The organism is Psychrobacter sp. PP-21 (genome assembly GCF_033790785.1).
In the GTDB taxonomy this organism is placed as follows: Bacteria; Pseudomonadota; Gammaproteobacteria; order Pseudomonadales; family Moraxellaceae; genus Psychrobacter.
This window is the reverse complement of record NZ_JAMYEB010000021.1, coordinates 1-21557: the sequence shown is the minus strand read 5'-3', so window position 1 is coordinate 21557 and position 21557 is coordinate 1. Positions and strand designations below refer to the sequence as shown.

20 protein-coding genes and 1 pseudogene are annotated in these 21557 nt (G+C 43.5%); 15 read left to right on the top strand and 6 right to left on the bottom strand.

The genetic code is table 11. The features are described 5' to 3' along the window. The first annotated feature begins 43 nt into the window (after positions 1-43). Positions 44-418 carry a 5-carboxymethyl-2-hydroxymuconate Delta-isomerase gene (locus NJD71_RS12255; protein WP_319052224.1) on the top strand — a complete coding sequence of 125 codons (375 nt, stop codon included), beginning with the start codon at positions 44-46 and terminating at the stop codon, positions 416-418. Between the two features lie 149 nt (positions 419-567). On the opposite strand, the gene NJD71_RS12250 is transcribed toward NJD71_RS12255, so the two are convergent. Beyond that, entirely contained in the window at positions 568-2388 is a 1821-nt protein-coding gene (locus tag NJD71_RS12250; RefSeq protein WP_319052223.1) for an acyl-CoA dehydrogenase C-terminal domain-containing protein, read from the bottom strand. Between the two features lie 379 nt (positions 2389-2767). On the opposite strand from NJD71_RS12250, the gene NJD71_RS12245 reads away from it, so the two are divergent. Then, the gene (locus NJD71_RS12245) at positions 2768-3892 is read left to right on the top strand and encodes an FUSC family protein (RefSeq protein WP_319052222.1); all 1125 of its coding nucleotides are present in this window, start codon (positions 2768-2770) and stop codon (positions 3890-3892) included. 63 nt (positions 3893-3955) lie between these two features. Here the strand turns inward: NJD71_RS12245 and aroE are convergent, their stop codons facing one another. Next, positions 3956-4819, bottom strand: coding sequence for a shikimate dehydrogenase (gene aroE / locus NJD71_RS12240; RefSeq protein WP_319052221.1), 864 nt, complete (start codon positions 4817-4819; stop codon positions 3956-3958). A gap of 375 nt (positions 4820-5194) precedes the next feature. Here aroE and NJD71_RS12235 point away from each other — a divergent pair, with 375 nt between their 5' ends. Beyond that, positions 5195-5860, top strand: a complete 666-nt coding sequence (locus NJD71_RS12235; protein ID WP_319052220.1) for a hypothetical protein — start codon at positions 5195-5197, stop codon at positions 5858-5860. Between the two features lie 3 nt (positions 5861-5863). Further along, positions 5864-6883: an aminotransferase class IV gene (locus tag NJD71_RS12230; protein WP_319052219.1), complete on the top strand. Its 1020-nt coding sequence runs from the start codon at positions 5864-5866 to the stop codon at positions 6881-6883. 12 nt (positions 6884-6895) lie between these two features. Here NJD71_RS12230 and NJD71_RS12225 read toward each other — a convergent pair whose 3' ends face one another. Continuing rightward, complete coding sequence (locus tag NJD71_RS12225) at positions 6896-7093, bottom strand: DpnD/PcfM family protein (protein WP_319052218.1); 198 nt, start codon at positions 7091-7093, stop codon at positions 6896-6898. Positions 7094-7241: 148 nt separating this feature from the next. Between NJD71_RS12225 and NJD71_RS12220 the strand changes: the two genes are divergently transcribed. Both NJD71_RS12220 and NJD71_RS12215 read left to right on the top strand, forming a co-directional pair. Further along, the gene (locus NJD71_RS12220; protein ID WP_319052217.1) at positions 7242-7808 is read left to right on the top strand and encodes a hypothetical protein; all 567 of its coding nucleotides are present in this window, start codon (positions 7242-7244) and stop codon (positions 7806-7808) included. 327 nt (positions 7809-8135) lie between these two features. Next, the gene (locus tag NJD71_RS12215) at positions 8136-8630 is read left to right on the top strand and encodes a hypothetical protein (RefSeq protein WP_319052216.1); all 495 of its coding nucleotides are present in this window, start codon (positions 8136-8138) and stop codon (positions 8628-8630) included. On the opposite strand, the gene NJD71_RS12210 is transcribed toward NJD71_RS12215, so the two are convergent. Further along, positions 8627-9391: a DpnI domain-containing protein gene (locus NJD71_RS12210; protein ID WP_319052215.1), complete on the bottom strand. Its 765-nt coding sequence runs from the start codon at positions 9389-9391 to the stop codon at positions 8627-8629. The two genes, NJD71_RS12215 and NJD71_RS12210, sit on opposite strands and share 4 nt — an antisense overlap. A gap of 170 nt (positions 9392-9561) precedes the next feature. On the opposite strand from NJD71_RS12210, the gene mltG reads away from it, so the two are divergent. Then, positions 9562-10851: an endolytic transglycosylase MltG gene (gene mltG / locus NJD71_RS12205; RefSeq protein WP_319052214.1), complete on the top strand. Its 1290-nt coding sequence runs from the start codon at positions 9562-9564 to the stop codon at positions 10849-10851. Positions 10852-10933: 82 nt separating this feature from the next. Continuing rightward, positions 10934-11662 carry a dTMP kinase gene (tmk, locus tag NJD71_RS12200; protein WP_319052213.1) on the top strand — a complete coding sequence of 243 codons (729 nt, stop codon included), beginning with the start codon at positions 10934-10936 and terminating at the stop codon, positions 11660-11662. 107 nt (positions 11663-11769) lie between these two features. On the opposite strand, the gene NJD71_RS12195 is transcribed toward tmk, so the two are convergent. Then, a complete protein-coding gene (locus tag NJD71_RS12195) occupies positions 11770-14103 on the bottom strand; it encodes a cation:proton antiporter (protein ID WP_319052211.1) in 2334 nt (777 codons plus the stop codon). A gap of 879 nt (positions 14104-14982) precedes the next feature. Between NJD71_RS12195 and NJD71_RS12190 the strand changes: the two genes are divergently transcribed. The 4 genes from NJD71_RS12190 (at position 14983) to purC (ending at position 19097) form a co-directional block, all read left to right on the top strand. Further along, complete coding sequence (locus NJD71_RS12190) at positions 14983-16347, top strand: Do family serine endopeptidase (protein ID WP_442967684.1); 1365 nt, start codon at positions 14983-14985, stop codon at positions 16345-16347. 533 nt (positions 16348-16880) lie between these two features. After that, entirely contained in the window at positions 16881-17786 is a 906-nt protein-coding gene (gene dapA / locus NJD71_RS12185; RefSeq protein ID WP_319052209.1) for a 4-hydroxy-tetrahydrodipicolinate synthase, read from the top strand. 144 nt (positions 17787-17930) lie between these two features. Next, positions 17931-18254 (top strand): hypothetical protein, encoded by a 324-nt coding sequence (locus NJD71_RS12180; protein ID WP_442967682.1) that lies wholly within the window; start codon positions 17931-17933, stop codon positions 18252-18254. 129 nt (positions 18255-18383) lie between these two features. Then, the gene (purC, locus tag NJD71_RS12175; protein ID WP_319052208.1) at positions 18384-19097 is read left to right on the top strand and encodes a phosphoribosylaminoimidazolesuccinocarboxamide synthase; all 714 of its coding nucleotides are present in this window, start codon (positions 18384-18386) and stop codon (positions 19095-19097) included. A 244-nt stretch (positions 19098-19341) separates the two neighbouring features. Here the strand turns inward: purC and NJD71_RS12170 are convergent, their stop codons facing one another. Continuing rightward, on the bottom strand, positions 19342-19794 hold the full coding sequence (locus tag NJD71_RS12170) for a hypothetical protein (protein WP_319052207.1): 453 nt from the start codon (positions 19792-19794) through the stop codon (positions 19342-19344). Between the two features lie 450 nt (positions 19795-20244). On the opposite strand from NJD71_RS12170, the gene NJD71_RS12165 reads away from it, so the two are divergent. The 3 genes and pseudogenes from NJD71_RS12165 to NJD71_RS14020 form a co-directional block, all read left to right on the top strand. Then, positions 20245-20877 (top strand): DNA-3-methyladenine glycosylase, encoded by a 633-nt coding sequence (locus NJD71_RS12165; RefSeq protein WP_319052206.1) that lies wholly within the window; start codon positions 20245-20247, stop codon positions 20875-20877. 40 nt (positions 20878-20917) lie between these two features. After that, the gene (locus NJD71_RS12160; protein ID WP_319052205.1) at positions 20918-21229 is read left to right on the top strand and encodes an NGG1p interacting factor NIF3; all 312 of its coding nucleotides are present in this window, start codon (positions 20918-20920) and stop codon (positions 21227-21229) included. 260 nt (positions 21230-21489) lie between these two features. Beyond that, positions 21490-21557 (top strand): annotated as a pseudogene (locus NJD71_RS14020) (transposase); the annotation flags it as partial.

Genomic DNA, 21557 nt, shown 5'->3' with positions numbered 1-21557 from the left:
AGCCAATTTATTTATTAATTTCTCTATATCTAAGGATGTACTCATGCCGCATTTAACCCTTCAAGTCACGCCAAACGTTCGTATCGCTCACGAAGAGTCATTGCTCAAATCGCTAAACAAAGCGCTGTGGGACAGTGGACAGTTCAAACAACCTGCTGATATCAAGGCACGTATCATACCTATGGAGACATTTTTGGTAGGTGTTGAAGACGATGAGCAGGCCAATGGATTTATCTATGCGCACCTAAAGCTGATGAGCGGACGTGATATAGAGACTCGCAATCAACTGGCTGAGCTATTGGTCGCAACCATTGAGGACAAGATAGGGCACGAGCAGTCAGGACGTGCAGTCTTGCAGATATGTGTAGAAGTTGAAGAGATTAGTGCGGTGTATCACAAGAAGATGCTAGGTAGCTAACAGCGGTTATACTCGCCGAAGCTATTGTTTTCCAAGTCTATTGTGTTGAATACGATGTACTAAAGCATACGATGTACTAAAGCATTTTTAATTAAGCACAAAAAAGCGCCTAAATGATAGGCGCTTTTTTATGGCTTATTCGTACAATATTAGTCTAGGAACGAAAAGTTTTCGATATCCATTGCGGTCATGCTTTCGCTAGGTGCGACCATCCCTTCAGCATGGCCTGACGTACGAGGCAACAGCTTATCAAAGTAGAATTCAGCAGTTTGAATTTTAGCTTTGTAGAATTCTGGTGCTTCTGTACCACCATTTTCAAGCTTGTCATAAGCCACTGCTGCCATACGAGCCCAATGGTAACCCATCATCACGTAGCCTGAGTACATGAGGAAGTCTTCTGACGCTGCTGAGATGATTTCACGATCTTTACGTGCCATCAGCATCAAGCGTACCGTCAAGGTGTTCCACTCAGCACATAGTTTGGTCAGTGCCCAAACGAATTTACGCATTTCTTTATCAAGTGCGTACTCGCCACACCATTTCATGATGCTAGAGGTGTAATCACGGATAATCTTACCTTTAGACTGTAAGATAACCTTACGACCTAGTAGATCAAGTGCCTGTACGCCAGTAGTACCTTCGTACATCGTCGCAATACGAGCATCACGAGCGATCATCTCCATGCCCCATTCTTTGATATAGCCGTGACCACCATAGACTTGCTGACCATGCTTGGCAGCTTCGATACCTAGCTCAGTTAAGAAGCCTTTTAGGATTGGCGTGTAGAAGCCTAGCTTGTCATCCCATTTTTCGAATTCTTCATCATCGCCATTGACGATACCCTGTACCATTTTATCAGCGTAGCGTGCCGAATGATAAATCATTGAGCGGCCGCCTTCGGCAAAGGCTTTTTGTGTCAGTAGCATACGGCGTACATCAGCATGATGGATGATCGCATCAGCTACTTTTTCAGGGTCTTTAGTACCTGATAACGTACGCATTGAGCGGCGCTCTTTAGCATAAGGAAGCGCGTTTTGAAAAGACAGCTCTGTATGCGCCAGACCCTGGATACCCGTACCGATACGAGCCGTGTTCATGAATGTAAACATGGCTTTTAGGCCTTTGTGCGGCTCGCCAATCAGATAGCCTGTCGCACCATCAAAGTTCAATACACAAGTCGATGATGCGCTGATGCCCATTTTGTGTTCGATTGAACCACAGACAACGGCATTACGCTCGCCAGCTTCACCTTCAGCGTTCGGCATGAACTTAGGTACGATGAATAATGAGATACCGCGCGTGCCTTCTGGTGCATTTGGTAGACGTGCTAGAACGATATGGACGATGTTATCTGTTAAGTCATGCTCACCGCTTGAGATAAAGATTTTGGTGCCGCTGACTTTGTATGTACCGTCTTCTTGTGGGATGGCTTTCGATTTAACTTGACCCAAATCCGTACCACACTGTGGTTCAGTCAGACACATGGTACCTGCCCATGAGCCTTCGACCAACTTAGGTAAATACAGTGCTTTTTGCTCGTCAGTACCGTACTGAAGCAATGTGTTGATACAACCTGTTGATAGACCAGGATACATCGACCATGACCAGTTAGCAGTACCGATCATCTCAGATTTGATAAGGTTGATTGACGTTGGCAGATTCATACCACCGAATTCTTCAGGATATGAGATACCTTGCCAGCCGCCTTCTACAAACTGGTCATAAGCCTCTTTGAAGCCTTTTGGCGTGGTCACGACGCCATCTTCGAAATGACAGCCTTCTTCACCACCTGATTGATAGAGCGGGGCAATGACGTTTTCAGCAAAATCAGCCATGCCTTGTAGAATCATGTCTACAGTTTCAGGATCGGCATTTTCGCCGTTGTCCAAATCTTTATAGTGGGTTTGAAAATCAAATACATCATTAATCAAAAATTTGATGTCACGTAAAGGTGCTTTGTAAGTTAACATAATCGCTCTCTTTGGTTGGTTCGCTATCATAGACTTATGGCGCAATATTCGAGTCAAAATGCATGTCAGCGATATTTGCTTATTTTAAGTGAGATAGACACTATAGGTCGTCATATGGACTGGTAACAAACAGCAAGTCCGTTGTAAGGGTAGGTAAGACGTCCTTGTTAAGCGTCAGCTGTTATGGCGTTGATATGATTATAGATCTTATAGGACAACAAATATACAACTAATAACTATTATTCATGTTTTTTTATATAATTAATTACATTTAGTTATTATATGTAAGCGATATAGGTCTCAAAACTGTCTGTAACCCACTATCTATAACGAGTAAAAACACGAAGAGAGTCGATTCGATAAACGAGGAAAGTCTTTTATGAGTGAGTCAAAACAGCAAAAACAAGGGTCGTGGTGGTCCGCGCTATTCACTCGCATAAAACTGCTTATTGATGGAGAGCTTGGACATCTACTCACCATCAATCGTAGCCAAAGACCGTGGCACATGCCTATTATTATGGCGATTGCTATTAGCTTTCCGGTGTTTGTGGGGGCTTATTTTGGTGATTTGGCCTCTGGTATCAAAGCGTCATTAGGGTCGATGATTATTCTGAACTTGCCATTGGCTGGTACATTACCTTATCGGTTGGTGACGGTGATGGCTTGGGGGTTTGCCATGATACTTAGTTTTGCACTGGGACTCATGGCGCAGCAGCTGCCTGTACTCAGGCTTCCTGTATTTATGTTCATTGCTCTTGGTGTTGTGATGCTAGGTCGCTATTATCGGCAGCCACCACCAGCAGGGTTGTTTGTATTGATGGCAGGTGCCATTGCGCTGTTTATTCCTGTGCCGATAGACCAAACCCTATCAGCCATAGGACTTGTGCTGTTGGGCAGCGGGTCTTCGATGCTGTTAGCGCTGCTCTATACATTGTTTCTACTCGCCGCACGTCCTATCGCCCCTGCACCTAGCTATCAGTATGAGCCAGATACGATCAGTGACAGTCTCATTGTCGTAAGTTTTGTCAGTTTGGCATTGGTGATAGCGGTACTGTTAGATATGCCTTATCCATACTGGGCGGCGATGAGTTGCTTTATTATTATCCAAGGCATGCAACTACGGACCATGTGGATTAAGCAGTTGCATCGCTTGCTAGGTACATTGGTTGGTATGGCGGTCGCAAACTGGATGCTGTCTTGGGGACTATCGATGTGGGGTGTTGCTGTAGCGATACTAGCTATGATGTTTTTGATTGAGTCGTTTGTCGATCGGCATTACGGACTGGCGGTGATTTTTATCACACCGTTGACGATATTTATCGCAGAATATGGCAGCACGATGCTTGTGCCGCCAGTGGCGAGCGTGGTTATCAATGCACGTATGATTGATACGGCACTTGGCTGTGCGATTGGATTGAGCGGCGGTTTGGCGATACATTCGGCGCGATTACGCGTACCACTACGGCGTTTTGAGAATTGGTTGCTGCTGCGTTTTGGTGCATAAAAAGCAGCAGTGTTTTTGATAACGCTCGTCTAATCAGTAGTCATTAATCATGGGCGGTACTTATCATGATTTTTGGCTCAATGATTCTGTAGCTTTGGCGACGTCAATAGTATGACCCGTCCAGCGCTCAAAACTCAGCGCCGCTTGTCCGATGAGCATACCGTAGCCTTCTGATACTTGGGCATCTCGCGCCGCGAAATGCTGTAAAAACGGTAGCGCGCGCCCATACATCATGTCATAAGCGTACTGGCAGTTTAGATTATTATCCAGCGGTAAGGTATCACCTGACAGACCAATCGAGGTAGCATTGATAACAATATCAAAGGCACCGCTCAATTCACTAGTAGCACAGCTCTCAATTTGCTTTGCTGCAATAACGGGACTAGCGGCACTTAGCTCTTTTACTAAATCAGTCGCTTTACTCACGGTACGATTGGCAATAGTAAGGGTGTCAATACCTGCTTCAATCAGCGGCAGTATGACACCGCGTGCAGCGCCGCCTGCCCCAATGAGCGCAACACGAGCATCCGCCAGTGGCCAGCCCAAGCTTGCGATGTGATTGACGAGTCCTTGCCCATCTGTATTATCGCCGTATATAGCCTCTGCTATCGAGGCGCCTTTTGCGACTAATGCTTTGTTTATCAATAGGGTGTTGACTGCGCCTGCCGTCTTGGCGTGATCCGATAGACCACCACGCGCTGTGCAAAGATCATAAGCCGTCTGTTTAAAAGGGACAGTTACATTGGCACCCACGCCGCCCCCACAAAAAAACGCCTCAACGACAGCAATAAAGCTGGCATCGTCAGCTGGGCTGTACTGACGCTGGTAGCTGATATCTGCTCCTACTTGTCGCGCAAACTGCTCATGAATTGCTGGAGATTTACTATGGGCAATTGGATTGCCAATGACGATAAAGTGTTGAGTCATAAATAGTCCGTTAGCTAAAAGGGGCAAGGCTCATCAAAGAAGCCGTCAGTCATGACCAATCATCATAAGCGATAAAATGATGGTTGACAAACTGAAGGGTTAACCAAAAATAAGTCATTAGCCAGTAATATTAAAGGATTAATGCTTTAACAAATATGTACTCTCCAAGACTACTATGCGTAACGTAAAAGGTAGTCAAGCAATGAGCAGTTGGGTAAACTATGGATTATATGTTAATTAATATGCTCTAATGATTGTAAGGTGATAACTTTTATTAAATACATTATTTATTAAAAATTCTTCGTTATCGGCGGCATCTGTGTCAGCTCGGTAATGTCATTTTGAGACTAATTTAAAAGTGTGAGTAAACAACCCATGTGGAATCATAACCTTCAGACCCTGCTAGTTGGTACGATAATGGCGGTTAGTGTGTCATTAAGTGGCTGTGATAGCACCAAAGACGATACTCAAAATCCAGAAGCAAATGCTGAGAGTAGCGAGCAGACAGTCACTGACGCACCAGCCAATACGACTGATAATTCTGACACGGATACGCAAGCTGCCCAGCAAGGAACACCAGTGAAATATGACATCTCGGCATGGGGCGCTGATACGGTAGAGCCGATCAGTGTCAATGAGCTCAATGGCATCCAGTCGGCGTTCGGTGAGGTGATGAGCACGGATGAAAATAGCCTAGACTATGCCAGTAACCCTGCGACCAAATACCGCTTTATGAAAACAGATGCGCCTTATTTGGATATTATCGATTCTGAAAAATACCTAGAGCTTGGCTGGTATTATGCCAACCCTACCGACTCTGACAACGAAAAAGAGCTGAGTCAAAACCATGCCAAAAAAGCCTACCAGCTATCGCGCCAATTGATGAGTGATGAAGGTGGCAAACTGGTCGGTGAAATGCTCAATGGTCAAATCGTCAAAAACAGAGTCGTTGGCGGACAAAAAGTAGAGCTGGCAAAATGCGAGTTTTATAGCTGTATGCTGGTCATCAATAAATCTGATGCCCAAACAGACGATAGCTAAACTATGATAGATAAGACGTCAGTACCGAATGGCTGGGTATGTCTGTATCCACAAGACAGCAGTTTGACCAAAGACAATAGTGTGACCGAAGATAATCGGTCGACTAGCCAAACGGTGACGGTGTCTCTAGATAATCGCGGACTGGCATATGGCGATGGATTTTTTACTACCATGGGCGTCATCGATGGGTTGATACTGTGGTCAGACTATCATTATCAGCGGCTCGTCTCTCATGCTGACGCCTTGCAGTTAAATATAAACAGCGAAGATTTATTAGCAGTACTGCAACTGTATGCCCAGCAATTAGAGCAGGGTATGCTAAAACTCGTAGTCACTCGTGCTACGCAGGATGTACGCGGTTATGGTTATACACCTAGTGCAAATGGAAGCGACTGTGAGATATGGCTAAAGGCTACGGTCATGAGAGTATCTACGGCGCTGCAACTGCCTTTGCCCGATGGGAGTTTGGTACCCATCCAACCTCACGCCTCGGCAGTATGTTTGTCTTCGCAGATTGCTTGCTTACCGCCAACGCTAGCAGGACTTAAGAGCCTTAATCGTTTAGACAATGTCCTCGCTAGTGGTGAGCTACAGCAGATAAAATCTGAGGCATTGGCCTCTAAACTTGCGGTAACGCTTGGCGAAGGGCTGCTGCGTGATATGAGCGGGCAGTGGGTCGAGGGTACGATGAGTAATGTATTTTATCAATTGGCAGATAAGCCAATATCAGAGTCCAAGAAATCCTCCAACAGTCATGAGGTGGGTGACAGCTCTCTAGCCCAAGGTCATTATCTAACCAGCGGTCAATGGTACACGCCTTCTATGACTCAATCGGGCGTTGCTGGTATTATGCGTCAGGTAATTATCGATGCTCTATCCACGACGCAATATCCAGTGGTGATACGGTCGTTATCAGATGAAGATTTGCCTAGAGTCACGCAGTTATTCTTTTGCAATGCACTGCGCGGTATCATGCCAATGACTAGCCTGACGTTACTGTCAGGTGATGTTGTAGATTTTTAATCTACCTAGCTGTTATTGAAAAATATTGAATTGGGTATCAACGAAGTCATCAGGATATAAAACCACTTGCTCACTGCTATACATCTCTTGCGCTTTTAAAAGCGCACTTTGTTTATCTTCTGCGACGATTTCCACGATATTACTTGATGTTTCGACAATCTCTATTTGGAATTTTTGCATCGCTTTCTCATCTTTTCTTGTCGTATTCACTTCCATTTCTCACAAATAACTTTAGTCATCAATGCCAACTAGATTAGCAAAAGCCCTCAAAAGAAGTGATCGTCTTTTGTTACGCAGGCTTGTGCCACAAAGCAAATCGATCAATGCTACTTATCTAATAAGGTAAGGAGATAAGCCAATGTACGAAGTTTATGAAGATGAAAGTATCCCGTTACAAATCCGTCGTTTGATGATTTTTGATGAAATCTGTAAATTAGCGAAGAAAGAACCTGATGAAATTATTCATTTATCAAGATTTACTCAGTTATCACTCGGAGTTATGTACCTAAAGGATTTTAAGAAATTTATAGCCTTTGGTGGTGTGTTTGAGTATGCACAAACACCCGAAGAAGTTATTGAGCAACGTATTCGCGTTTTTCCTAATGACGAGCCAGTAAAGTGTGCGCTGACTGTTAATCTAAAACAGTTCACTCGCCCAGCTAGTACACCTATACAATTAGTGTGGTATTGGAATAAATATGTAAAGAATAGAATGCATGCTTATGTTGACTATCGTGAAGAGGTTTTTTTTCGGATAAATGATGAAATTGATTCTGATTATCCACCGCATAAGTTTCATGACCGTCTAGTTGCGACAGCTCGTCTGCCACTATGGGATGATAGAGATGAGTTAATTGCAGATGTATACCGTGACAATCAAGGAGAACCTAAACCTGAACGTTATAATGAAAGGCGTCTGTTATAGTTCGAAATAATTACTATGTTATACGAGACTCATAATTAAGTTACTACTCATAGTCATAGCTGCTAATAAATTTAGCGGCTATAATATGATGATCTTGATACTGTGTTTATATGACGTATCAGCCTTCTTACATAAATCATCACTAGCCTTTGCGGCTCCGTCAACTGAAGTTAATGCACTGGTATTTTCGCAAGAAATCTATTGAGTGATGCATATCTCCAACAACGTTCTTCATAATTGATCGTCTTTTGTTAATGAGTATTGCGTACTGATGTTAATCGATCAATGATTGCATTCTATCCAATACTATCTAACAGGGGATAATAAATGCGTACTACATATGAAGATCAACGAATTCCACTACAAGTTCGTAGATTGATGATATTTAATAAAGTTTGCTATGCAGCGAAAAGAGACCCTGATGAAATAATTCACTTACCTTGTTATTCACAGATAGCATTTAGTATTGTTTATTCTAAGAAAGATAAAAAATACACAGCATTTGGAAGTGTGTTTAAGTATGCGCATACCCGTCAAGAAGTCATTGAACAAGGTTTAGATAAGCAGTTTCATGAAGATACTGTGATGTGTGCAATCACAACCGAAAGACAAGCTTTTACTAAAGCTTCTCGCACTCCGTTAGGGCTGTTAATGAGCTGGAATAAACAGGTAAAAAATCGAGCTTATACCTGTCTCGATGGCAATGTGAAACACTTTTTCAAAGTAAATGATGAGCTAGAGCTAGATTACCCTCCTCATAAGTTTTACGGTCGTTTGGTTGCTGCCAAAGGTTTACCATTATGGGATGATAAGTGTTCTTAGTATAACTTTCGATAGTGACCACGGCTTATAAATTCAATAATGCCTTTATCTCGTAATACTTGTAACTGTTGGCGAATTTTATCTTTTACATGGTTGTTTTCAGGATGTTTGAGCTGCAACTCATTAGCAAAAGCATAGACCTGATTGAGAGAAAAACTGACATCGAGTCGGTCGATACATTGCCAGACATCGAGTGTCCAACCGCGTGAAGCCATAGATTGTTTGCGTAGAAATAAAGTCTTTTGGAACTGTTGGGTGACATTTTCACGCGGTATAACTTGCTGGTTTTTGACCAAGAATACTTTGCCCGATTCGGGTACTTGGCGTAAGTCGATATTACAACCAACCCAACCTGCTCGTTTTGCCGTCACTGATAAGGGTTTACGCTTAACAATAATATTGGGCGTAAAGAAATGCTTGGGAATAATCAGAAAATTATTGACGCTGTATTCCTTTGAGTAGGTCAAAAAGAAGAAGCTGGGGTTATCCTTACTATTGATACGCTCAATCATCGTCTTATAAGCGCCATCATTGACAACATTGCTTAACTTGGCTTTTTTACTTTTGAGCTCATATTGCTCATGACAGTTTTCGCAATAAAAATCAGCAACTGGCCTGTTGTTCGTAAATTCATTCAAAGGCTGCTCGTTACAGCTGGGACAGTACCCATTTTCTTTTACCCATCCCTCACTGAGCACACGAATAATCTGTGCTTTAGATGTATAGTTTTTAGCAAGACTTTGATTGAAATGTAGGTTCATAAGATATTTTTATTATTAATAGATAAGCTGATAATACTGAAAGAAGCGCCTGAGTATTCAACCATATAAACTCCTATCAATAGCAAGATAATCGATAAGCTAAGCAAATACCATTGAAAATCGCACAGTTCAGTGCTAAATTCTAGCAAACATCTGCCTCGCGAGTTGCCATGAGCAAGCCTACACCTAGTACGCTACCTGAACGTCCCAATGAGACGCCATCAAATAAACAAGATGGCACAGTCGAGGAGCGTGTCGATACCACGCTACCGGACGATCAAACCGTGGTAGATGGGGTGAAGGACACATCTGCAACGCCAGCAACCAACGTCTCACTCATCAGTGGCGATAGTAAACCGCGCCAATACAAAGTCAATAACCCCTCATTTTTTATGCAGCGTGGTTATCAAGTACTGCTGGTGTTGGGACTTATTGCTGCGTTTTTCTTAGTCATGGTCTATCAGACATTGTTCGGTCGTATTGAGCAGCCGCAGCAAATGGTCACTATTGACCAAGGTCAGACCTACTATGGTTTATTGCCACAGTGGCAAAACCAGATTCCGCTATTTTCGGCCAGCGTCGCCAAGCTGTATATTAAGTCACAAGTTGACGCGCCATTGCATGCTGGTATTTATCAGCTGCCTGAAAACCCAACCATCGCGGAGGCACTGCAAATATTAGAGCAGGGCGCAAAAGCAGCTATGGTAAAGGTACAAATCATCGAAGGCAAAACGTCAAAAGATTTGTATCAAACGCTACGTGATAATGACAATATCAAAAAAGAAGTACTGACCGCAGACAGTGATAATGCCAGTATTGCACAAGCACTGGACCTGGCAAGCATACTGCCAGATGCTGTGACTAGTAGCAGCGACCCAATTGTTAATTACAATCTTGAAGGTTGGTTTGCTCCTGATACGTATTACTATGGTGAAGGTACCAGCGACAAAAAAGTGCTTACTGACCTATATAAACGCCAGCAGCAAGCGCTGACTGAGGCGTGGGAAAACCGCGCACCGGATCTACCTTATAAGAGTCCTTATGAGGCGCTAGTGATGGCCTCTATCATCGAAAAAGAAACCAGCGTACCTGAAGAACGCGAGCTGGTCTCTGCGGTGTTCAGAAACCGTCTAAACAAAAACATGCGTATGCAAACGGATCCGACCATTATCTACGGGATGGGCAGTCGCTATGATGGTAATATTCGCCGCCGCGACATCGATGAAAAAACCTCTTATAATACCTATCAGATTGACGGCTTACCACCAACCCCTATTGCGCTGCCTTCTGCTGCCTCTATCGAAGCAACACTGCATCCTGCCGACAGTGAGGCGCTTTACTTTGTGGCGACAGGCAATGGCGGACACAAATTTACCAACAGTCTGGCTGAGCACAACCAAGCGGTCAAAGACTATCTAAGCGTCATGCGTGAGAAAAAATCTCAAACACCGCCGCAGTAAATGCCCTCTAATTTATAAAACTTATCGTTTATTGAGCGCTATAATCTAACTATAGCGCTCATCAATGACATAAGGTCATATCATGTCAGTATCTATGAATATCAGCGCACCATCACATACCAGCACGGCATCATCGAACCTCATCAGCTCCGATGATGTACAGACTACCAGCACACCTAATATAGGACGATTCATTAGTTTTGAGGGGACTGAAGGTGTAGGTAAGACCACGGCAATTGAGCAACTGTGCTTGCGACTAGAAGAAAGCGGCGTTAAATATCTACGTACGCGCGAGCCAGGTGGTAGTCCGTTCGCTGAGCGACTGCGTGATATGTTGCTAGACCCTGCCACTAAGATTGAGGATGATACAGAGCTGCTGCTGCTGTTCGCGGCGCGCTGTGATCATATTCAGCGAGTCATCATGCCTGCACTACAACAGGGCATATGGGTCATCTGTGATAGATTTACGGACTCTACTATTGCCTATCAAGGGTTCGGACGGGCGCATGGTGACAAGGTAATGCTAACCAAGATTGAGACGCTAATCGCTCAGTTCGTAACGCAATTGCCTGAGCTAACGTTGTGGCTTGATTTGCCAGTAGCAGAAGGCATGGCGCGCGCCAATAAGCGCAGCACAGCCGATCGCTTTGAGCAGCAGGCAATGACGTTTTTTATGTGGGTGCATAATGGCTTTAGCCAACTTGCAAGCTCGCATCCTGAACGTATACAGCGTATCGATGCATCAGGCAGCGCAGATGAGGTGAGTGCTCGCATATGGCAAACCGTCACAGAAAGGTTCGCTATTGAATAATCAGATGTGATAAAAACAAAAAGCCCCAGCACATAGCTGGGGCTTTTTGTTAATCAACGTTTATTATTTAACGAACTATGACATTAGCGGTTAAACAGCTACAGATGTCATTTATCACTATTTTTATCACGTGGTTCACTTTGATCGGCTGGTTTTTCAACAATAACAGAAGTATCGGTCTCAGTACTAGTATCAGCTTTAGCAGTCGTATTAGTCGCATTGTCTTGACCAGAATCAGGAAGACGATTGGGATCAAGTGCACCTTTTTTGTTTTTTGGCGCGTTGCCGTTACCATTACTGTGAGTAGAGGTTTTCGTCTTTGAGGTCGCTGTTGAGTTTGCGGACATCACACCTGTATGAGCATTATTAGTAGAGCTGGTAGAGGCTGTTTTTTGCTCCACATCTGTATTCTCAGTCGCTACTGGCGTGGTAGTAGACGACTTGTCCACGTTACTATCCTGAATCGTTGATGACTGAGTAGCCGTATTTTTCTCAGTGCTTTTGGTAGTATCCATCGGAGTCTCTGGCTCAACTTTTGAGGTACTATCACCGATGAGTTCTTTCTCTTTACGTTTTTCAGGCGCTTTTGAGCTCGATTCAAAGTTAGCATCAGCTGCCACACGAGCTTGCTCTTGCTTAGCGGTCACATCGACAGGTTTTGGCTGTACTTCGTCATCCACGACCAGGGAGATAAGCTTACGATCACGAGGTACTGTACCGTCAAACTTATCAGTAATGACATGTAGCTTGCCTTCTTTGTCTATCGTATATAGCGGCACGAACTGTTTGTTATCCGCTTTATACTGCTCAAAGCTATAACTGTCAGTAATGTTGGTAATCTTAATTCGGGCTTTCTTGGACAGCATACTAGCAAGTTTGGTATACGTCACATCTTTGCCAAATAGCCACTGCGAGTGGAAGTTTGATTGCTTGTCGTCACGCTCACTTCTGACTTTTTCATCACTGAATTTAAGGCGGTATAGCTTACGCTCTCCGAATTCATGACGATAATGAATCTCAGACAGGGTGTTCATCTCTTTATCCATACTCATGGCAAACAGACGACCAATACCAATAAGATCGAGATGATGATCGGCATGATCGGAGATAGGGTTACCAAAGTACGTACGCAGTCCACTCATACGGGCGCGTGCAATATTGGTATAGTTGTTATGCGCGACGATGACGTCAAACCCTTGGTCTTTGAGCGATGTTGCAATCAATAGGGCGATGGGGTTTGAGCCGACAATCAGAATACCATTGGTTTCAGGCTCACGTACGCCGAGCAAGTTACCGACTACTTTTGCACCCAGTCCTTGAATCATGACCGTACCGATGATGACCATAAACACCAATGGCACTAGTAGCTCAACACCTTGAATATCGTACTCTTGCAAACGAATCGCAAACAGTGATGAGATAGCAGCAGCAACGATACCACGTGGTCCAATCCAGCTAATCATTAGCTTTTCGTTGGTTCTTAGGTTTGAGCCAATAGCCGATGCCCAGACCGATAGAGGACGTGCCACAAACATGACGATAGCAAGTAGTACTAGCCCTGCAAAACCCACGCTCAATAAGCTTGCCAACTCGACACGAGCCGCCAGAATAATGAATAGGACAGAGATAAGCAGAACGGTCAATGACTCGTTAAACTCCAAAATCGTCTCGCGAGGGAACTTTGGCCAGTTTGCCAATGCCACACCCAGTACGGTGACCGTCAAGAGACCGGACTCATGCTCTAGGTGGTTAGAAATCGAAAACAATACCAGCACAAACGCGAGGGTAAACACATTGCGTAGAAACTCAGGAACCATATGTCGACGCATGAGAAATGCTAGTAACCAAGCACCTGCCATACCTAGTGCTGTTGCCAATACAACGATTTTGGCAAATAGCAAAATACTACTGGCTTCGCCGCCTGAGATAATATACTCATAGACCAATACCACGGCAATCGCGCCGATTGGGTCAATGATGATACCTTCCCATTTGAGAATATTAGATATCGTCTTGTTGGGACGTACACTACGCAAGAGTGGCATAATGACCGTCGGACCAGTCACACAGACTAGCGCCCCGAACAGCAAGGCAATCAATGGGTCAACATCGAATAGTAAGTAAGTCGATAGCGCTACGATGGCGATGGTGATAAGCACACCCACTGATACCAGCATTTGTACGACAGTACCGTGCTGCTTGATCTCATCGAACTCTAGCGTCAGCGAACCTTCGAATAAGATAATCGCGACGCCCAGAGAGATAAAGGGGAACATCAGCTCACCCAATACCAAATCGGGGTCAAATATCCCTAATACGGGACCGACGATAATACCAATCAATAATAAAAATAAAATGGACGGTTGCTTTAAATACCAAGCCAACCATTGGGCGGCGATGCCGATCCCAACCACGCCGGATAGCAATAGGGCGGTATCCATAAATTAATCCTTTTATAATCTTGTCATATTTTATATCTATCCATAGCTACTATAAAATAGTGCCATCGTTCATTCTAATAATCGGTTGTCACCAGCATTTATCGTGTCTGGGTCACAACATTGATAGCCATCATGAATCACAACATGAGCCAGATATGATATATATACTATAAAGTAGTAAAGACAAAAGCATCTGTAGACAAATAATATTGTCCTAAAAATGCAAAAGATGGAAAACAAGGGTGATGATGGTCAGCCTGATAAAACTGCTCATCGATAATATTTTTCAAAGTAACTTTTGTTTGTTAAGTAATATATTTTGCTTGCTATCATAGCATGGTTTTATTTCATGCCCATGTAGATAGCGCTGGTCACAATATCATCATAGCGCCATAAAATTGTACAAAGTAAGTATGAAATAGCGATACCTTGGGTTATTCTGCACTATAGAAGCGATGACAAGACAGCATTTTATTCATCATACAGTAGCGACGGTAGTCTTGCACGCTGCGAATACGACAATAATATGAGGTCAACTCGGCGCTATATACGGCTGGAGATCGGACGTATTTGCCACGTTCTGTAGCTCTATAACGTATAGAGCAGCAATGAAAGAGTAAGCAGATATAATGATGGATATAGCAGCTTGGTTGTAAGATAGTTATAAGCAACATGGATAAGGTACTATTGAAAACAACCATCAACAGTAATCATCAAAAATAACTGTCGTACAATGATCAATGATAACGATCGATAACAATAATAATGACCATTCATATGGAGGACAATATGCCTATCAATATGTTTAGAGCACGAACCACTGTCGATATGCGACTTTGGTTACAGCGTAGCGCACTAGCATTTGCTGTGAGTACCGCTATGGTGGCTGGTATCAGTGTCACAACCATGAATAATGCCCATGCTGCCGTGACGACGGCTGATTTTTCTGACCTTGTTCAACAAGTCACACCAGCGGTAGCGCGTGTCAACGTCACCAAAACCATCAGTGAAGCTGAGCTTGCTAAAGCCCAAACGGCTGAAGTGTTAAGACAGTTCTTTGGTGATCGTGTGCGTATTCCTGATCGTGCCGCCACGCCAGCGATTGAGAATGCTTACGGTACAGGGTTTTTTATCACATCTAACGGCTATATGCTGACCAACCATCATGTCATCGAAGGCGCTGACAAGATTACGGTCACACTTAATGATAGAACAGAGCTGGATGCGACCTTGGTCGGTAGTGACGAGCGCTCAGATGTGGCTGTGTTAAAAGTAGAAGGCAGTCAGTTTCCTGCGCTGCCGATTGGCGATTCAAACAGCCTAAAAGTAGGGGAGCCGGTACTGGCCATTGGTTCACCATTTGGTTTTGACTATTCTGCTTCTGCTGGTATCGTCAGTGCAAAATCACGCAGCTTCTCACGTGAGACCAGTGTGCCATTTATCCAGACAGACGTAGCACTGAACCCTGGTAACTCAGGTGGACCGCTGTTCAATCAGCGCGGCGAAGTCATCGGTATTAACTCACGCATTTTCAGTGGTACTGGCGGCTATATGGGACTGTCGTTCTCTATCCCGATTGATGCTGCGATGGATATCTATGAGCAATTGAAGACCAATGGTGAGGTAGCTCGTGCATATCTGGGCATCTATCCGCAAGATATCGACCGTAATCTGGCCGAAGCGTATAAACTGGATCGACCTCAAGGTGCCCTACTAACCCGTGTATCTCCAGATTCACCAGCACAAAAATCAGGTCTAAAACCTGGTGACATCATCTTGCAATATAATAATGTACAAATCATGCGCGCTTCTGATTTGTTGAATTTGCTCAATCGAGCAAAGCCAAGCGATTCATTTCGCGCACAGATTCAGCGTAATGGTAAGCAAATGATTGTGAGCGGTAAACTTGCCTATGCACCTGATGACGTGAGAGCTCAGGGCGGTGATCAGCAGAGTGATGATATACAGCTGGGCTTACGCTTGCGTGATTTGACTGAGGATGAGCAAGCAGAAATCGCTAAGGATAGAAAAACAGGTATCTTAGTGACGACTGTCGACCCTACTGGGCTTGCAGCACGTTCGGGGATTTTGGCAGGTGATGTGATCACCAATTTTCACCAAAAGCCGATCAAAAAGGTCACGGATTTTTCTAATGCTATCTCTTCGCTTCCTAAGAAAGGCGTGGTAACGATAGAAGTTATCCGTCAAGGCATTCCTGCTATTATTGGCTTGCGTATTGAGTAGACGTTACCGAAGGTGAGTTCTCGGGAAATCAAGATAAGAGGTGTGGCTATATCGCCCGACTATTGACGTGTTGACGATTCGTTAAGATTATCTCAGTGGGTATTCATTACGCTAAACTGACTATTAAGTGATAAGCTTATCTATTGCTGCGCTTTTGCGCTGATAGTTATGGTTTTTAGTAATAAAAAAAGACTCTTTTTTAGTCTGTAATTTGTGTGTCAGTCATCAATTGATTGATAGCGGTCAAAAAAAAATATGCTACACTAGCAGGCGTTTTTATTATTATATTTGATGACTGAGCGAGTATTTACAATCATTAGCGTAGCTGATGTCAATACTGGTCTAAATACCTGGTCTAAATACACAGTCATTTTCGGTGTAAGCATTATTATAATAAACAAACATTCGGCATCAACATCAAGCAAGACATGGCCATTAGCGTTTATCGACGCATATAAATATTTGGCCACTTGCAAACGACCTATCATGTGACAGCTTTGATAAAAGCTAGGATAATACAGTAAGGCACGGTTATGAGCACAGCATACGACGAGATTAAAACCCGACTACAAGGCTCAATGGTAGCTTTGGTAACGCCCATGCATCCTGACGGCACGGTCGATTATAAACGTCTGGCAGACCTCATAGACTGGCAGATTGAGCAGGGCACTCATTGCCTCGTCGCTGTCGGCACTACTGGCGAGTCGGCAACCTTATCTATGCAAGAGCATAGTGATGTTATTCGCTACTTTGTAAAGCATGTCAAAGGTCGCGTGCCTGTTATCGCGGGTACTGGTGCGAACAACACCATGGAAGCCATCAAACTGACTCAAGATGCAGCAGATGCTGGTGCAGACTGTGCGTTATTGGTTGCCCCTTATTACAACAAGCCGCCACAAGAAGGCTTATATCAGCATTATCAAGCCATTGCTAAAGCCGTCAATATTCCCCAGATGCTCTACAACGTGCCTGGACGTACAGTAGTTGATATCGCTCAAGATACGGTTGAGCGTTTGTGTGATATTGATAATATCGTTGCCATCAAAGATGCGACAGGCTCTGTCGGTCGCGGCGAGCAACTGATAAAAGTAGTTGGCGATAGAATGGTTGTCCTATCAGGTGATGATGGCACGGCGCTTGATTTGCTAAGAGTAGGCGGTAAAGGCAATATCTCAGTGACTGCCAACGTAGCACCACAAGCCATGAGCGAGACATTTACCGCAGGATTGCGCGGTGACTTTGAAACCGCTGACAAAATCCACGACGTGGTCAAGCACCTACATCGTGATTTGTTTATCGAATCAAGCCCTATCCCAGCAAAATACGCACTACACAAAATGGGTATTATCGATAAAGGTATACGCTTACCACTCGTTTGGTTGGCAGAGCAGCATCATGCGACTATCGATGAAGCATTGGTTCGAGCAAACATACGATAAATTGATAACCAGTACATTGATATTCGGCGATTTAAGACCTGCTGCACATTAGATGAGTGTTATTCGATCTAGCAGCAAGTTGCCTTATCACGGTAAGTCAATTGCCCACATGCGCAACAACTGCTAACTCAGAGAGACAATACGATGACAGTAACATCAAAGACAGTATCATCAACGAAAAAACTATTTCCTGCGATGCTGACCTTAGTTTTGGGTAGCACGCTAGTATTGAGTGGCTGTCAGGCAACCAAGAACCTACTTGGTAAGCGTGACAACGGTAGCTTAGATTATCAACAAAGCAAAAAGCTTGCGCCAATCGAGCTTCCTGCTGCCCAAGAAACAGCCCCTTTTGTACCTTTATACCCAACACCTAACGTTGGTGCAAATACGCTCAAACTGCAGAACGAATCAGGCAATCAGTATCAGCTGCCAAAACCTCAGCGTGCTGTTAGTAGCCCTACGAACTAATTTCATTTTCCTTATTTATACCGCTGGCTTTTATCGTTATTGATTACAATGACATCGATATTACACAATAAGAGTGAGCGGTCGCTGCGCGTTTTTACCACATAAGCTTGAACGAACAGGAACCCCATAATGCAAAAGCAACAACTGCTGTATAAAGGTAAAGCCAAATCTGTCTATGAAACAGAAGACAATGATCTTCTGATTTTGCACTTCCGTGATGATACTTCAGCGCTTGATGGTAAGCGTATCGAACAATTGGCACGCAAAGGTGTGGTCAATAACCGATTTAACGCTTTTATCATGCAAAAATTGTCTGATGCTGGCATTGAAACGCATTTCGAAAAGCAACTGTCTGATGACGAAGTATTGGTCAAGCGCTTGGATATGATTCCTGTTGAGTGCGTGGTGCGTAACTTTGCAGCTGGTAGCCTAGTGCGCCGTTTGGGCTTAGAAGAAGGGCAGGCATTGACGCCGCCAACGTATGAGCTGTTTTATAAAGATGATGCGCTAGGCGATCCGATGGTCAACGAGTCACTTTCTGTATCTCTTGGCTGGGCTACCAAAGAGCAATTGGCTAAAATGGAAGAGCTAACCTATCAAGTCAACGATGTATTGAAAGCATTGTTTGATGCGGGTGATTTGATCCTAGTTGATTTTAAACTAGAGTTTGGCGTATTCCATGACCGTATCGTTTTAGGTGATGAATTCTCACCAGATGGCTGCCGTATCTGGGACAAGAACACCAAGAAGAAACTTGATAAAGACCGTTTCCGCCAGTCATTAGGTGATGTGATCGAAGCTTATGAAGAAGTGGCTGACCGTATCGGTGTGCCATTAAACTAAGTATCAGCTACTTAGCATACAATAAAAAACTGAGCCATGTGCTCAGTTTTTTATGCCATTATATTAATGTTGGTACCCTAGTGAGGATTCGAATGTTTGGCTGTGGGCTAATGGTATCAACGTTTTAACTCGCTGAAATAGTCACAGTGTACTTCATGGTGTACTTACCATACATATTCTATCTATGATCGGTGCGCTATACAGGCATCGAACCTTCGGCTATTTTTTCCTTATTTATAAAGAGCTAATCACGATTATAAAACCAGCCTTTTCCTTCAAAAACTATCGTATCATCATCAAAGTAAACTTTATCAATCTGATTGATGGTAAATCCAGACTTTATATCGTCTTTTTTTCCAATATATGGAGTATCGAAAAAAGGGGGTAGTACCAGTAAGCTTGCGTACTCACTTACTAGTTCTAAGAAATAACTAGGCTGTTCTTCCAGTAGATCTCTTATGAATGGGTAACTTAATTCATAAAGAAATAAAATATCAGGTTCTTCTTGATCTTTATCATCTATGTGACACTCCATGATAAAGTCATTAATTACACTTTCCGTTCTTGCTAAAAAATCCTCGATACTTTCTTTCCAGATGAAACCACATGAGTTTTCACCTAGATCATCTCTTCCGAAACCTAATGAACGTTTCCTAACGTGAGAAATATCTATTTTATTATTTGCAACTTTAAACATTTTCAACTCCTCACTTTAGCAAGCGTTTTTTTAGTGCTGAATAAACTGAACCCAAGACCCGTTATCACGAAAATAAATCACTTAATTCTCCAAGAAACTTTACCACCATGGATACTAGATTTAAGCTCAGCTGCTGGACTAACTAAGCAAACCTTATTCAGATCAGTACGTACAAAGGGTATACCCCAGCGGAACCAGCTATTTCACTCGACAAACCTATTAACAGACTACTTAAAATAGACCATCATAATGGAACCACTTATAACAGACTGCAATTCCTATCTATTTATCAACCAGTATCACTCTTTAGGTACAGGCTTGTAGTTTAGTTCGTATAAAAAATCAAACATAGCGCCAACACTGTCCTCGATACCTTATCTTACTTTTATGCTAATTTGTTAGTACTTACTCATATCAATTAGACCATAAAAATAAGAAAAGGTTTTGCTAATGTCTACTGCCTCATCAACCGTTTTGGAGCCTGACTGGTTCACTCGTCCGACCTGTGTGGTCGCGGCCGACTTGATTGGTAAAGTCTTATGTCGACAGCTAACCGATAGTGATGGACAGCAAAAAACGCTACGTATGCGTATCTCTGAGACCGAAGCCTATATTGGTCAAGATGATCCCGCTTGCCATTCACATGCAGGCACTCGAACAGTACGCACAGAGATTATGTATGAGCAAGGCGGTGTGTTCTATGTCTATTTGACTTACGGCGTGCATCATATGCTCAATCTGGTCAGTGGTGCAGCCGAATCCCCTGAGTCGGTACTGATTCGCGCTGGGTTTTTGACCGAGGATAGTGACCGCCTGATTAATGAGCAACAACTGAGTCCAAACAAGCAGCTGACTCATCCTAAGCAATTCGCAGGTCCAGGTAAACTGACCAAGCGCTTGCAGATCGACCGCGATTTATATGGCAAACCAATCACGCCAGACTCAAGCGTTTGGGTCGAAGATGATAGTTGCCAGCCACCCGTGTCAGTGCGTCCACGTATTGGTATTGATTATGCAGGTGATGCCAAAGACTGGCTACTACGCTATATTTGGACCGATCATCCGTCTCTGTCCAAAAACTAGTCGACTGACTGTCTGTTGACGACATCTATGAGGTAAACCTATGTATAAGTTAACCGTATTCATTCCTGATGCATCGTTAGACCAAGTAAAATCTGCAATGTTTGCTGCTGGTGCTGGGAGTATTGGTAACTACGAGCAGTGCTGTTGGCAAGTGCAAGGAACCGGTCAGTTTATGCCATTATCAGGTAGTACGCCGCATATCGGTCGTCACGATAGTTTAGAAACGGTCGATGAGTGGCGAGTAGAGATGGTGGTAGATGACGCATTTATAACGGCTACTATCGCCGCGTTAAAAAAGACACACCCGTATGAAACACCTGCATATGATGTAATAAAAGTCTTGGATTTTTAGTCTTATATAAAAAATATCAGCTTATTGAGTGTAAGGCTTTTCATAGAAGAACCAAATAAGCCACTGAGTGACTTATTTGGTTATAAAGTTTTTGATGTTCCAACTAGGTATTAATAGTGAATATCAGTATTTAACAACTGATCAATCTTTTTTAAGCTTAATCACATTGTAGCTTGGATAACCCAGCTCGATTTTATAATCATCGGGAGTTTCCTAAAAACTGTGTAACTGCTTATAATCCATTAACAGGAGAATAAGCAATGACGACTCAATCTGACATTAAAAAACTAGCCGAGCAAATGGCTGGTAGCATGAACAGCTTCGATGA

Bases quoted from the DNA above. Each gene is read 5' to 3' on its own strand.
- NJD71_RS12165 (WP_319052206.1), top strand. From the start codon at position 20,245: ATGTCTACTGCCTCATCAACCGTTTTGGAGCCTGACTGGTTCACTCGT.
- NJD71_RS12230 (WP_319052219.1), top strand. From the start codon at position 5,864: ATGATAGATAAGACGTCAGTACCGAATGGCTGGGTATGTCTGTATCCA.
- NJD71_RS12160 (WP_319052205.1), top strand. From the start codon at position 20,918: ATGTATAAGTTAACCGTATTCATTCCTGATGCATCGTTAGACCAAGTA.
- aroE (WP_319052221.1), bottom strand. From the start codon at position 4,819: ATGACTCAACACTTTATCGTCATTGGCAATCCAATTGCCCATAGTAAA.
- purC (WP_319052208.1), top strand. From the start codon at position 18,384: ATGCAAAAGCAACAACTGCTGTATAAAGGTAAAGCCAAATCTGTCTAT.
- dapA (WP_319052209.1), top strand. From the start codon at position 16,881: ATGAGCACAGCATACGACGAGATTAAAACCCGACTACAAGGCTCAATG.
- NJD71_RS12215 (WP_319052216.1), top strand. From the start codon at position 8,136: ATGCGTACTACATATGAAGATCAACGAATTCCACTACAAGTTCGTAGA.
- NJD71_RS12195 (WP_319052211.1), bottom strand. From the start codon at position 14,103: ATGGATACCGCCCTATTGCTATCCGGCGTGGTTGGGATCGGCATCGCC.
- mltG (WP_319052214.1), top strand. From the start codon at position 9,562: ATGAGCAAGCCTACACCTAGTACGCTACCTGAACGTCCCAATGAGACG.
- NJD71_RS12170 (WP_319052207.1), bottom strand. From the start codon at position 19,794: ATGTTTAAAGTTGCAAATAATAAAATAGATATTTCTCACGTTAGGAAA.
- NJD71_RS12245 (WP_319052222.1), top strand. From the start codon at position 2,768: ATGAGTGAGTCAAAACAGCAAAAACAAGGGTCGTGGTGGTCCGCGCTA.
- NJD71_RS12255 (WP_319052224.1), top strand. From the start codon at position 44: ATGCCGCATTTAACCCTTCAAGTCACGCCAAACGTTCGTATCGCTCAC.
- NJD71_RS12180 (WP_442967682.1), top strand. From the start codon at position 17,931: ATGACAGTAACATCAAAGACAGTATCATCAACGAAAAAACTATTTCCT.
- NJD71_RS12190 (WP_442967684.1), top strand. From the start codon at position 14,983: ATGGTGGCTGGTATCAGTGTCACAACCATGAATAATGCCCATGCTGCC.
- NJD71_RS12250 (WP_319052223.1), bottom strand. From the start codon at position 2,388: ATGTTAACTTACAAAGCACCTTTACGTGACATCAAATTTTTGATTAAT.
- NJD71_RS12220 (WP_319052217.1), top strand. From the start codon at position 7,242: ATGTACGAAGTTTATGAAGATGAAAGTATCCCGTTACAAATCCGTCGT.
- NJD71_RS12210 (WP_319052215.1), bottom strand. From the start codon at position 9,391: ATGAACCTACATTTCAATCAAAGTCTTGCTAAAAACTATACATCTAAA.
- tmk (WP_319052213.1), top strand. From the start codon at position 10,934: ATGTCAGTATCTATGAATATCAGCGCACCATCACATACCAGCACGGCA.
- NJD71_RS12235 (WP_319052220.1), top strand. From the start codon at position 5,195: ATGTGGAATCATAACCTTCAGACCCTGCTAGTTGGTACGATAATGGCG.